This is a genomic window from Streptomyces sp. NPDC048331 (genome assembly GCF_043201215.1).
Lineage (GTDB): Bacteria > Actinomycetota > Actinomycetes > Streptomycetales > Streptomycetaceae > Streptomyces.
In genome coordinates, this window is the sequence record NZ_JBICYT010000048.1 from 21,219 (window position 1) to 33,771 (window position 12,553).

The 12,553-nt window shown below is 72.8% G+C and carries 10 protein-coding genes; 4 read left to right on the forward strand and 6 right to left on the reverse strand.

Annotated features, from left to right (window positions below):
- The first annotated feature begins 80 nt into the window (after positions 1–80).
- Entirely contained in the window at positions 81–677 is a 597-nt protein-coding gene (sigK, locus tag ACGFYY_RS37315; protein ID WP_393716447.1) for an ECF RNA polymerase sigma factor SigK, read from the forward strand.
- Positions 674–1,426, forward strand: a complete 753-nt coding sequence (locus ACGFYY_RS37320; RefSeq protein WP_393716449.1) for an anti-sigma factor — start codon at positions 674–676, stop codon at positions 1,424–1,426. The genes sigK and ACGFYY_RS37320 overlap by 4 nt, the downstream gene beginning before the upstream one ends.
- A 10-nt stretch (positions 1,427–1,436) precedes the next feature.
- Here ACGFYY_RS37320 and ACGFYY_RS37325 read toward each other — a convergent pair whose 3' ends face one another.
- The 5 genes from ACGFYY_RS37325 to ACGFYY_RS37345 form a co-directional block, all read right to left on the reverse strand.
- Positions 1,437–4,250, reverse strand: coding sequence for a TIR-like protein FxsC (locus ACGFYY_RS37325; protein WP_393716479.1), 2,814 nt, complete (start codon positions 4,248–4,250; stop codon positions 1,437–1,439).
- 64 nt (positions 4,251–4,314) lie between these two features.
- Positions 4,315–5,268, reverse strand: a complete 954-nt coding sequence (locus ACGFYY_RS37330; protein ID WP_365274983.1) for an AAA family ATPase — start codon at positions 5,266–5,268, stop codon at positions 4,315–4,317.
- Positions 5,265–7,349, reverse strand: coding sequence for a hypothetical protein (locus ACGFYY_RS37335; RefSeq protein ID WP_393716452.1), 2,085 nt, complete (start codon positions 7,347–7,349; stop codon positions 5,265–5,267). The genes ACGFYY_RS37330 and ACGFYY_RS37335 overlap by 4 nt, the downstream gene beginning before the upstream one ends.
- Positions 7,346–8,338, reverse strand: coding sequence for a hypothetical protein (locus ACGFYY_RS37340; RefSeq protein ID WP_393716454.1), 993 nt, complete (start codon positions 8,336–8,338; stop codon positions 7,346–7,348). Before ACGFYY_RS37340 ends, ACGFYY_RS37335 begins: the two co-directional genes overlap by 4 nt.
- A gap of 104 nt (positions 8,339–8,442) precedes the next feature.
- Positions 8,443–8,892: a GNAT family N-acetyltransferase gene (locus ACGFYY_RS37345; protein WP_393716455.1), complete on the reverse strand. Its 450-nt coding sequence runs from the start codon at positions 8,890–8,892 to the stop codon at positions 8,443–8,445.
- A gap of 511 nt (positions 8,893–9,403) precedes the next feature.
- Here ACGFYY_RS37345 and ACGFYY_RS37350 point away from each other — a divergent pair.
- A complete protein-coding gene (locus ACGFYY_RS37350; RefSeq protein WP_393716457.1) occupies positions 9,404–11,473 on the forward strand; it encodes a SpoIIE family protein phosphatase in 2,070 nt (689 codons plus the stop codon).
- Between the two features lie 7 nt (positions 11,474–11,480).
- Here ACGFYY_RS37350 and ACGFYY_RS37355 read toward each other — a convergent pair whose 3' ends face one another.
- Entirely contained in the window at positions 11,481–12,236 is a 756-nt protein-coding gene (locus ACGFYY_RS37355; RefSeq protein ID WP_365274998.1) for a DUF4118 domain-containing protein, read from the reverse strand.
- A gap of 104 nt (positions 12,237–12,340) precedes the next feature.
- Between ACGFYY_RS37355 and ACGFYY_RS37360 the strand changes: the two genes are divergently transcribed.
- A partial coding sequence (locus ACGFYY_RS37360; protein ID WP_393716460.1) for a hypothetical protein occupies positions 12,341–12,553 on the forward strand: 213 nt, incomplete at its 3' end.

The following is a 12,553-nucleotide window of genomic DNA, read 5'->3' on the forward strand; positions in this document are numbered from 1 at the left end:
ACCATGCGATGGACGACCCGCCCCCGACCGGACGCCCCCGGCCGACCCTGCGTCCGGTCCCCACGGCCGGAGCCCGCCCCGTGAACCGACCGAGCCCCTTCGCCCCCGATCCCGGCGAGGGCCCCGCCGGCCGCACCGACCTCTCCCAGGTCATGCGGCAGGTGGCGCACGGCGACAAGGAGGCGTTCTCCGTCCTGTACGACGCCCTCGCCCCCCTGGTGCTCGGCATCGTGATCAAAGTCGTACGTGACCGGGCTCAGTCGGAGGAGGTCGCCCAAGAGGTCATGATCGACCTGTGGCGGCAGGCCGCCCGCTACCGCCCCGACTCCGGCAGCGTCCTCACCTGGGCGGCGACCATCGCCCACCGGCGGGCCGTGGACCGCGTCCGCTCCGCCCAGGCATCCACCGACCGGGAACACGCACAGGCCGCCCGCGAGCACCGCACGGCGTTCGACGAGGTCGCCGAACAGGTCGAGACCCGCCTGGACAGCGAACAGGTCCGCCGCTGCCTGCGCGGCCTCACCGAACTCCAGCGCCAGGCGGTGACCCTGGCCTACTACCAGGGGCTGACCTACCGCGAGGTCGCCGAAGCCCTCCACACGCCGCTTCCCACCGTCAAGACGCGCATGCGCGACGGACTGATCCGGCTCCGCGACTGCATGGGGGTGACCACATGAACCGGCACCGGTCCGACAGCCACGCCCTCGCCGCCGCCTACGCGCTGAACGCCCTGGACCCCGGCGAACACGAGCCGTTCACCGACCACCTCTCCCGGTGCGAGGAGTGCCGGCAGGAAGTGGCCGAGTTCCAGGCCACCGCCGCCCGGCTGGCCGCCGCCGTGGCCCTGCCGCCGCCCCCCGCCATGAAGCGGCGGACCCTGGCGGCCGTCGACGGCGTGCGCCAACTCCCGCCCCGCGGCTCCGCCCCCGTGTCCGCGGTCCCGCTGCGCGGCGCGCTGCGCCGCAAGGTCGGACGGTTCGTCGTGGCCGCGAGCGTGGCCGCCGCGGCCCTGTTCGCGGGTCTGGCCGCCTGGCAGCACCAGGAGATCCGCCACTACGAACAGCAGGCCCGGCAGATCGAGCAGCGCCTCGACGACGTCAGTACGGTCCTGACCGCTCCCGACGCCCGCGCGGCCCACGGCCGCACCAGCAACGGAGCCTCCGCCACCGTCGTCTCCTCGGCGGCGCGCAACAAGGCCGTCTTCACCGCCGGCGGACTGCCCGCGCCCGTCCCCGGCACGACCTACCAGCTCTGGCTGGACCACGACGGCACGATGCGCCCGGCCGGTTTCATCCACCAGGACGGCACCGTCCTCGTCGACGGCGACACCGCCGACGCCGCCGCGATCGGCCTCACCCTCGAACCGGCCGGAGGATCCCCCCGCCCCACCACGACCCCCCTGCTCCTGATGGACCTCCCGGCCTGACGGCCGCCGCTCACGCCGGCGGTGGCCCCTGGTCGCTCCCCTCCGAGGCGTCGGACCCCGGAGGGAGGGAGCGCCGGTCCATGGGACCGAGCAGTCGCGGCCGCTCGTCCTGGGTGCCGCCACCCACACGTGGATGGATGGCGGCATGGCGGAAGTGCTCCTGATAGGTCGTGGCCACGACCTGCGGCATCACCCTTGCGAAGTCCTCCATGCTGAGCAGGCCGCGGCCGCCGGTGAAGGCGTCCACCGGGTTCCGCAGGATCAGGTTGGGGGCCGTACGCGCTAGTTTGTCGGTCAGCCTCGACTCCCATGCCCGGCTCTGCGTGTCGTGCTGGTTCCAGGCGACGATGACACTTGTCGCCGGGCCGGGGATCGTGTCGAGGAGGGCCAGTTTGTCGCGCAGGGCCGGCACCTCCATCGCCCACCGGTCCACGAGCAGGATCAACGGTCCGGCGGAAGCGGGACGGTTGCGCGCCCTCGAGATCTCCTTGTCGAGAGTGGAGAGGTCCACCTGGTTGTTCAGCTGGTACGCCAGCTCGGTGGCCATGTGGGCCAGCGGCCGCCTGGACTGCGGGTGGTACGGGTTCCAGTCGTCGGTACCCGTGCCGTAGTAGCGGGGGTCACGTCCCTCGGGAAGGGTGCCCACCACGGGCGCCACCACGGCGATCCGCAGGTTCCTCGCGTCCGGCGTCCGGGAGCCGAAGGCACTGGGGGCCGACCGGTAGTCGACCGGGCGGCCGACCGGAAGCTTCGTGGTGCGCGCCACCGTGACGATCCTCTTGGCCAGTTGGTAGACGGCGCGCTCGTACTGCTCGGCGTACCCCCGAAGTTTGATGAGTCCGTAGAGACCATCGGTCATGTAGCGCTCACCGAACGCCTGGTCGTCGAAGTTCAGTTGCCCGGCTGCGAGCGGGAGTTGTTCCGGTGGCACGGGGACCCACCAGGCCGGCACGATGGCAGTCGCCGTCGAGGCGCTCCGGGCCTGGTGCTCGACGCTTCGGCGGGCGAAGGCGAACCACTCCTTGCCGCACATCTCACTGGAGAAGTATCGGGGCGAGTAGAGCGGTACGAACACCCGGCAGGTGGCGAGGACGGACCCCAGCCGCTCCGACCAGCCCTCACCGCTGCGGATCTCCCGGTCCATGAACCCCACCGGATGGCCGGCCGGCAGGTCGGTGAGGGCCATCACGTGGCCGGACAGGTCACGGAAGAGACGCTCGACCCACATGTCGGGATCCGGGCCCCCCGCCCCGAAGCGCGGCGTGTGCGCGTAACTCAGAAAGAAGTAGGGCCGTTCGTCGGGGGACTCCGGAACCGGACCCAGCGCCCGCAGGGTGCGCGGGGAGGCCTCGGCGAAGGGTGCGCGGTCCGGGGCGATCGCCGCGTCCCCCTCCGCGTCGGGGACGAGGGCCGGAAAGCGGGACGGGGCGTCGGCGTACGCGGCGATGAACCGGCTCACCGTCTCACGCGTGCGCAGCTTGTCGCGCGCGCCGAGACGCGGTGCCAGCCGTTCCCGTACGCCGTCACGGAACCGCAGTACCGGGTCGCCGGCTCCGGGCATACCCTCGTCCACCGACACCAGGCCACCGACGACGACCTCGGCCATGTCTGCCGGGCTCGCCTCTGGCACCAGCTCCTGCCGCACCAGGTGCAACATTCCGGTGTTCAGCTCCGGGTACGAGGAGCAGAGCACGGCCAGTCGGACCGCGGCCGCGCTCGCCCGGTGCAGGAAGTCCTCCACCAGCTGTCCGGCATCGGCCGGCGCGCCCGACGGCATGGGCAGCGCGCTCACCGAGCCGGGCTCCGGGAGCAGCACTGCCTCGCATCCTTCGGGGTCCCCGCGCATGAGCGTACGCGCCCAGCGCGCGAGTGAGCGCGGTGTCAGCCCGACGACCGGCAGGGGCAGCCAGATGGCCCGGTCGTCGCCGGGGCCGGCCCGTAGGTCGAGCGCGTCCTCCAGCAGCGGCGGCAGCACGAAACGCAGCCCGGCGTTGGGCACACCGGGTGTGCCGGGCGTGGTGACGCGGACCGCCGGGAGGTCCAGGCCGGTGTGGCGCCAGATCTTCGGCGGCAGCGGGTTCACGAGGACGGTGGGGCCTGCGCCCGCCCAGTCGTGGATCCGGTCCCACCGGCCGTCGTCGCCCACGACCCCCGCGACGCAGTCCGAGAGGACGAGCGTCAGCCGGCGCTGCCGAGCCGACCGGGACACGCCCACGCCGGGCCGCCGCCGGCCGTCGGTGGAGCGGTCGGCGCCGGGCTCCGCCCCCCAGGCGGCCACCTCCCGGACCCGCAGCGTACGGAAGGCGCCCGTCGTGGCGAGGACCTTCAGCAGTTCATCGACGGTGTCTCCCCACACGGCCATGGTCGGCGACCGGTCGAGGACGACGGTCGCGTCGAACCACCGCTCCGGGGCCGGCCGGAACGCGGGGAGCAGCTCTCCGCTCCGGGCGTACCCTGACACGGTCTCGCCGATGTCCAGCTGCTGTCGGCGGCCCGCCGCCCAGGGCCTCCGCAGCGGGCGCAGGGCTCGTGCGATCTCCCGGGCGCGGGGCAGGGCGGTGCCCCGCGGCAGCGACACCTTCCGGGCGGGCCGCGCTTCGCCTCCGGGCGCCGAGGGCCCGTACACCGGCGTGAGCGACGGTCCCCAGGCACTGATCCGCTCCCGCGGGTCCATGACGCCGGGCGCGGAGGGCACGGCCTGATCCGGGACCGCCCTGCCCGGATTCGCCGACCGACCGCCGCGGGAGGTGGCGGCGAGCCAGAGCAACTCTGCGACGGAGATGCCGTCCAGGTCCCGGCCGAGACCGTGCAGCGCCGACACCACCGCCGCCAAAGGGGATGGGCTCCCGTCCGGCCGTGACGCGGGCGCGTCCGGACTCCCGGGCGGCTCAGGCACCCGACAGGTCCTTCATGAGGAGGGCGACGAGCCGCTCCCGCTCGGCGCCCTGCGACCGGGCGGCGCCGTTCAACAGGTGCAGGGTGCTGAGCAGTTGGTCGACCGCCACGCTCTCCCCGGACGCGACCCGGCGGACGAAGTCGTCCACGAGTTCCGCGCTGGGCCCGGTCGCGCCGACCTCCAGCTGCAGATGACCGTGGACCACGTCACGAATGAGTTCGGCTGTCGGCCTGGGCATCGTGTACCGCACGCAGCGGCGCAGGAAGGGCGCGGGCAGCTCCTGTTCGCCGTTGCTCGTCATTACGATGAAGGGGAACTCGGTGCACTGCACGTGGCCCTCCCGCACCTCGTGCCGGATGTCGCTCTCCCACGTCCGTACCTCGGCGGTGTGCTGCTCCTCGCGCATCAGCTCGGTGATTCGGAACTCCCCGCGTTCCAACACGTCCAGCAGGTCGCCCGGCAGGTCCAGGTCGCACTTGTCGATCTCGTCGATGAGCAGGGCGCGCGGCCGTTCCGAGGGCAGCAACGCGGTGCCGAGGGGCCCGAGGGTCAAAAAGGCCGCCACATCGTCCGTGCCCGCGTCCTGGCCCGCCCGGGCCTTCTCCTGCTGGAGCCGGTGGGCGTGGATACGGCCGAGGGCGTCGTAGCGGTAGAGCGCGTCCGCGAGGCTGCTGCGCGAGGTGATGTGCCACAGGAGTACGGGCCCCAGTGCCAGCTCCGCCGCCACTTGCTCGATCACCGTGGACTTTCCGGTGCCGGGCCCCCCGGTGATCAATAGCGGTCGGCGCAGCGCGAGGGCCGCGTTCACTGCCTCGGTCAGGCCGTCCGGGGGCCGGAACACCTGGGCCGCCGAGCGGCGCGGAAAGGATCGCCAGGGCGGCGGTTCGGGCAGGGCGGTGTCGTGCCGTGGCACGCCGTCGCCCCGGTAGTACGCGTCCCAGGTCATGAGGTCCCCTCATCTCGGGTACGGGTTGGGGGAGTCGAGGTCCTGAAGAACCGGCAGAAGCGCAGCCAGTCCTCGTCGTCCCAGACGGCGCGGAGATCGGCCAGGCCCGCATCGGCTCCGGCGCCGCCGACGCCGCGCCAGCGGTCGCGGTAAGCACGCGCCAGCGCGCCTGGCATCGCCCACCAGCTCCGATCGAGGTGGCCGTGCCGTTCCTGCGGGAACCCGTCCGGCGCGTGCGGCCACAGCAGTACGGGCGTGTAGGCGAGCAGCATCTCCATCAGTCGGGCGTCGGTGCCGGGATTCTGGGTCAGTCCGATGCCGCGCGTGTAACGGCCGTTGCGGAGGTGTCCGCGCAGGACGTGCGGATCGGCCAGGTCCTCGTGCGCCAGCCAGTCCACCGGGGCGCCGACCTGGCAGTGCGCGATCGAGTCCCAGCGTTCGGCGACGACCGGTTCGATGCTGCGCAGCACCGCGTCCGGGGTGAGCCGGTTGCTCCAGTGGAGCCGTACCTCGTAGCGGATCCCGAGGAGCATGGCGACCCCGGCCTCCTCGGGCCGCCAGGCCAGGAGCAGTCCGCTGGGGACAGCCAGGTCCAGGCGCTTCAGCGGGAGGTCGAGCGTCCGCGCGTGTTCCTCGGCCCACAGCACCGCGTCCTCGACCGCGTTCTCCACCCCCCTGCGGTCCGCCGTCCCGCTGGGGAACTGCTCGTGGTGGATCATCGCCCCGTCCAGCAGCAGCCACCCGTCGAGGACTTCGGGCCAGTCCCCGGTGAGAGTGGAGTGCAAGCTGACGACGAGGCCGAGCCGCCGGCCCGCCGTACGCCGCACCGCGTGCTCGATGGCGTCGTTCACCTCGACCGGCGCCTCGATCCGCTCGGCCCAGGAACGTAGTTCGGGGTCTCCCAGATCCTTCCCGCACACGTGGCCCAGGAGCGCCACGAACCGGGCCACGGCCCGCCTGCCGTCCCGGTCGGTGTCGGGATGGTTGAACGCGAGCTCGTCGATGACAGCGATATCGGTGAGGTGTGCGTCGCCGCTCGGCAGCCGCCGCTCGGCCGCCAGCATGATGTGCAGCGCGCGCCGGATCCGGGTGGTGGTCAGATCTCCGCCGATCCAGCCCCGTACGAACGTGACCGTGCGCACCGCGACGAGGAGCGCGTCGACGGCGCGCAGGGCGCGCTCCCGCGCCGGGGAGGGCCGCAGACCCAGCAGACCCTCCCGGCACTGCAGTACCGCGCGCAGGTCCGGGGCGGCGTCCGGTACCGCCATGCCGCGGTCCACCGCCGCAAGCGCCTCGGTCAGCTCGTCGGACGCCAGTCGGCCGCCCAAGCCGCCGAGCAGGCCCTCAGCGATTCGTGCGTTACGTGCGACCCACAACGGCCCGTCCGCCGAGTTGTCACCGTCGTAGTCGAACCCGGTGACGGTCTGGCCGACGATCACGGTGCGGAGCGCGTCGCGCAGCGTGATCACCCCCAGGACGCGGCCCTCGCCGGGTCGTCCGGCGCGCAGGATTTCGGTCAGGTGCCGGGAGAAGGCGAGATCGACCGCGGACTGGCCCAGCGAGGCCGCCATCAGCAGGCCGATCCGGGAGCGGCCACCCCGTGCGCCCCCGGCCAGGTCCTCGGCCGCGGGCGGGGCCCCGCCCGCGTGACAGGTGTCGATCAGTCCGAGCACCCCGTCGACACCGGGGTGGTCCACGGCGACGGACAGCAGATCGCTCACGTTCACGGAGTCGTGCCGCAGGTCTTCCGTGGAGTCGTCACACATGAGGTGCAGGGTGCTGGTACGGCCGGGGGCGAAGCCGTGCCCGAGGAAGGCGAGGACGAGTGCCGCCTGCCGCTGGGCCGCGTAGCCGATCGCCTCGTGGACGAGCTCCCGCACGGCGGCGCTCGTCACGTTGTCACCGGTGACCAGGCCACTGCGCCCGGACGGCAGGCCGGGTTCGCAGGCGCCGAGCGCGGGGTCGGTCAGCACCTCGTACAGTCCGGTGGCCGCCTCCTCCAACCGGATCAGCTGGGTCATCGACGCGCACTGCGGGGCCACCACCAGGACGTGACGGCGGGCGGTGGTGGCACCGCTCATGCGGAGCCGCCGCTGCGGGCGGGTCCGTCCGCAGCGGCCAGCGCCTCCGCGATGGGCCCGGCGACCGCGGGCTGTGCGAGGTACTTCTCGGCGGAGTGGACCCACGTGCCGTCCGAGTCGACGCGTCGGCTGACGGGAGCGACCTCGGTCGCACTCGGGCGTAACTCACGCTCCAGCCGGGGCCGGACGGCGATGATGTCGTCCCGGTCCCAGAAGTTCAGCCACGCGCCGACGCACTCGGGAACACTCGGGGGCTGGGGGGCGAGCCGGGGCCACACGACGGTCCGCATGGCGATCGGAGAGCCCAGGGTCACGAACAGTGGTACCGGGGTGTTGAGTTCGTGCAAGGTCTCCAGGGCGACGATCGAGCCCAGCGAATGGGCCACCACGACGCACGGCTCGTTCCCGACCGCCTCGGCGACCCGTGCGCGGATCCGCCGGTCGAGACCGGCGCCGTTCGCGTCCGGCTCCGCGCGTGCCAGATACCGGGCCACCTGGGCGAGGTGGCTCACCATCGTCTTCGGTGTGATCCACCGGGCCGCGGCGCCCCACGGTTTGAGGGCCAGCAAGGTGGTCGCCACGTTGAGCGCACGGCGTACGACCGCCAGGCCACCTTGCTCCTGAGCCCTCGGCCCGGCTTCCGCGCGCGCGTGATCCAGGATTTTGCGGTCGCGTTCGCCGTCGTGTTCGGCGGCCAGTCCGTCCACCCACGCGACGAGCAGATCCGAAAGGATCTCCGACTCGGCGTCACCGGCGATGCCCGGCGGGCCCGAGCCGGCGCCGCCGCCTTGGGCCTGCCCGTGGGCGAAGAGGTCGGCGTAGTGGACGAACATGTTCATACCCTGGTTGTCGGACAGCAGGTGACGGGCGGCACCGGAGTGCCCCGCCGCCCGCATCCCGGAGGCGAGTGCCCCCGTCCAGGCCGTCAGTTCCCGGACCGGATCGCGCGGCCCGCCGATTCCGTGGACGAAAACCAGGCGCGACTGCATCGACCGCCTCCCCGTGGCAGAGCGCTTTGTGCAGGCAGGTTAACAACGCCCTGGGGGATGCGTGCCCTGATCGCCATACCTGGTGGGCGGAGGGTTCCCGGGGCTCAGGGGGTCATGTCGTAGGTGACCCACATGGTGCGCCGGGCGACCTGGTCGTACTTGGCGCGGGCGCGGTGGTTGTCGTCGGCGGTGATCCAGCGGACCACGCTCCAACCGCGCTCGGCCGCGAGCTCGCGCAGCGCGCCGAGCAGGAGGTCGGCGGCGCCCGAGCCGCGGTGCGGCGGTGCCACGAACAGGTCGTCGAGGAAGCAGCCGACCGTCGCGGAGAGCGGGCGCGCGAACGGACGGTAGTGGGCGAGGCCCAGCAGCCGGCCCTCGGTGTCCTCGGCCACCAAGGCGTTCACCTCGTGCCCGGGGTCGGTCACCCAGGACCACACCGTGGCGGCCGCCTCCTCGGTCTGCTCCACGTCGTAGAAGTCGGCGTAGCCGCGGTAGAGGACGCGCCACTGCGCGAGGTCGCCGTCCCGTACGGGACGCACGCTGATGTCGGACATGGGGCTGGACTCCCGTGATCGAAGGAGGGCGGAACATCGATCATGCTGGAGTCCGGCGGGCACGGCAGGTGCCGGGGTGTCGAAACGCGGGCCGTCGCAGCGCCACGATGTACGGGTGCGTCGGCCGACGAAGCCCCGCGCGCCGAACACCGCTGTCGCCGCGCGGGGGCTTCCTCGACCAGGCCGCTCCATGACCGCGAGAGCCGCCAAGCGGTCCGGAGGGTGGTGGCCACGGCCAGTCAACCAAAGACGGCCCCGGGGCGGCACCTGGTGCAGGGCACGGAATCGGGCCACCCGCCCGCATGCCGTCACGGTTGATCATCCAAGAGGCGAATCGACCATCCATGATGGTATATGCAAGATGAATTCGTGTTTTCCCCTGCTATTTGCCGGTCATGCCTCGGGTGGGGCGCTCCGGCGGGGGCGAGAGGCCTCTTGCGGCGCCCGGCGTGCCCGTACGACGCGGCCGCATGATGATGTGGAGAGAACGGCGTGCGGAAGGGGACGTCTCGTGCCATCGGCTCGGCCGGGGGGCGAGGAGACCCACGGCCCGATCTGGTCCGAGCCCGGGTCGTTGCTGGAGCGCGTGCCCGTGGCCGTCCTCGGCATCGACGAGCACGACCGGGTCTGCTACTGGGGGCCCGGCGCCCGCGACCTCTTCGGGTACGAGCCCGGCGCCGTCCTCACCCGGCCCGGCGCCCTCCTCTTCGCCGATGCCGCCCGCGGTACCTCCGCGTCATGCGCGCGGCTCACGGAACAAGGCCGCACGCAGGGCTACTGGCGGGGCAGACTGACCGCCCGGCACAGTGACGGCACCGCCTTCGACTGCGGCTTCCGGTCCTTCTCCATGACCGGATCCGGTCCCTCGGTGGTGATGGTCCTGACGAGCCGCAGCGACGAGCTCGACCGGGTCAAGACCAACCTCGCCTTCCTCGACGCCCTCTTCGAGACCTGCCCCATCGGCCTCGTCATGGTCGACGAGGACCTGCGCTACATCCACCTCAACCAGGCGCTCGCCGACATGGACGGCCTGCCGATCCAGGAGCACCTGGGGCGGCGCATGGACGAGATCATGATCATGTCCGACGGCGGTGAGTACGAGCGCATGGTGCGCGCCGTCGCCCGGGGCGGCTCACCCGTCGTGGGGACCCTGATCGGCGTCCGCCCGCGCGGGCATCCGGACCGGGACCAGGTCCGCTCCGTGAGCTTCTTCCCGCTGAGCCGGGCCGTCGGCACGCACGCCGGCGTGGGCGGGTTGATGATCGACGTGACGGACCGGGAACGGGCCATCCTGGAAGCCACCGCCGCCCGTCGCCGGCTGGCCCTGCTCGACGGGGCCTCCACCCGGATCGGGACCACCCTGGACGTCAACCTCACCGCCCAGGAACTCGTGGACGCGTCGATGCCGGACTTCTGCGACGGCTCCGTCGTCGAGATCGTGGAATGGATGGACGAGACCGAGGACTTCGATCCGGGGCGGCCCCTGTTCACCCGCCGCATCGCCTCCGGTACGACCCTGCCCGCTCCGGCCGTCGAGCTCGTCAGCGGGGTGGAGAAGGTGCGCTATCCGCCGGGCTCCGTCATCCACGACATGCTGAGCACCGGCCGCGCGATCTCGGCCGTGGTGGACGAGGAGTTCCTGGCCCGTACGGTCGTCACCGAGTCACGCACGAGGATCATGGGCGAGAGCGGGATCGCCTGCATCCTCGTCGCCCCGCTCATCGCCCGGGGCACCGTCCAGGGCATCGCCATGTTCGGCCGGTCCGCCGCCCGTCCGCCCTTCTCCGAGGAGGACGTCAGCCTGGCCGGCGAACTCGCCTCGCGCGCCGCGATCTGCCTGGACAACGCCCGCCTCTACAGCCGGGTCCAGGACATCGCCCTCACCCTGCAGCGGGCCCTGCTGCCCACCGCGCTGGCGGCCACCCCGTACGTGGAGGTGGCCCACCGGTACGTGCCCGGCAGCAGGATCACCGAGGTCGGTGGCGACTGGTACGACGTGATCAACCTGCCCGACGGCCGGGTCGTCCTCGTCGTGGGCGACGTGATGGGGCACGGGGTGTCCGCGGCCGCCGCCATGGGCTACCTCCGGATCACCACCAAGGCTCTGGCCCGCCACGACGGAGAGCCCGCCGACCTGCTCACCGAACTCGACGCGTGTGCCCAGGAAGCCGGGATCGAGCTCGCGACCTGCCTGTACCTCGTCTACGACCCGCGCAGCGGACGCGCCCGCATCGCCAGCGCCGGTCACCCCCCGCCCCTGGTGCTCCGGCCGGACGGCACGGTGCGGACCGTCGACGAGGTCCTTGGGGTCCCGCTGGGCGTCGGCGGCTGCCCGTTCCGGTCCACCGAGATCGAACTCCCCGAGAACGCGACGCTCGCCCTCTACACGGACGGACTCATCGAAGCCCGGGGACGGGACATCGAGGTCGGACTGGAGGCACTGCGCGAGCGACTGGGCGACCACGAACAGTCGTTGGAGGACATGGCGGACCGCATTCTGGCCGGCCTGCTGCCCGAACCGCCGACCGACGACACGGTCCTGATCCTCGCCCGCGTCCACCGCGACCGCCAGGCTCCGTGACCCGGACTCAGCCGCGGTGGCACACCCCCGCCGTGTCCAGCGCGGCGCCCGCCAGCGCGGCCAGCGCGATCGCCACCGAACGGGCGTCCTCGGGCGGCAGGCGGTGGCCGGGGAAGGGGTCGAGGAGGAAGCGGCCGTAATAGTGGCCGCCGCCGACGACCCGCAGTTCGGTCTCGCCGTCCGGCCAGTCGGCGTACCCCGTGACCTCGCCGCCACGCCGCAGCCACAGGCCGCCGTCGTGCTCCAGCCGCGGCCGGTGGCCGATCAGGGACCCGTACTCGAAGCGACAGCCGCGCAGCCCCAGCAGGCCGACGAGCTCCTGGCGGACGAACTCGACCACCACCTCCGGTGAGCCGCCCCGCTCGGTCAGCCGGGCGGTGCCCTGGAGGGTGGACAGGTGCGCGGCCCCGGTGGCCACGACCGCCTCCAGCCTGCGGGTACGGACGGCCAGTTGCGCGACGATCAACCCGACGACCAGCAGCAGGACGGCCGTCTGGATCTCGTCCCGGTCGGTGAGGGTGAACCGCCGGTAGGGCCTGGCGAGGAGGAGCAGGCCGAACCAGGTCGCCGCGGAGAGCGCGGCGAGCGCCGCCGCGGACCGCGTACCCGAGGCGGCGATCGCGACCACGGCGACGACCAGGAACAGGGCCTCGTTCGCGGGGGAGAGATGGGCACGGAAGGGAAGGAGCGAGAGCGCCACGAGAAGGGGTACCACCAGGGCCCCGAACAGCGCGGCACGGTCGTGCGGTCGGTACCCGGGCATGTGCTGCCTCCAGTCCGGACGTGGCGGGACCAGCCGGCCGATCGGCTGTCGCCACGTGCAGCCTGCCCACGGCAGGGGGTGGAGGCACCCGCCCTGGTGAGGTCTTGACGTACCGCATACGGATTCCGCACCCGGCCCCACCTCCACCGCATCCGGCCGCCCCCGCCCCCGCGCGCCGCACCGCCCCCGCGCGCCGCACCGCTCCCGCGCGCCGCACCGCTCCCGCGCGCCGCACCGCTCCCGCGCGCCGCACCGCTCCCGCGCGCCGCACCGCTCCCGCGCGCCGCACCGCTCCCGCGCGCCGCACCGCCCCCGCG

What these genes read in the sequence shown, in the direction of transcription:
- ACGFYY_RS37320 (WP_393716449.1), top strand. Translation starts at nt 674, where the DNA reads ATGAACCGGCACCGGTCCGACAGCCACGCCCTCGCCGCCGCCTACGCG.
- ACGFYY_RS37330 (WP_365274983.1), bottom strand. Translation starts at nt 5,268, where the DNA reads ATGACCTGGGACGCGTACTACCGGGGCGACGGCGTGCCACGGCACGAC.
- ACGFYY_RS37335 (WP_393716452.1), bottom strand. Translation starts at nt 7,349, where the DNA reads ATGAGCGGTGCCACCACCGCCCGCCGTCACGTCCTGGTGGTGGCCCCG.
- ACGFYY_RS37340 (WP_393716454.1), bottom strand. Translation starts at nt 8,338, where the DNA reads ATGCAGTCGCGCCTGGTTTTCGTCCACGGAATCGGCGGGCCGCGCGAT.
- ACGFYY_RS37345 (WP_393716455.1), bottom strand. Translation starts at nt 8,892, where the DNA reads ATGTCCGACATCAGCGTGCGTCCCGTACGGGACGGCGACCTCGCGCAG.
- ACGFYY_RS37355 (WP_365274998.1), bottom strand. Translation starts at nt 12,236, where the DNA reads ATGCCCGGGTACCGACCGCACGACCGTGCCGCGCTGTTCGGGGCCCTG.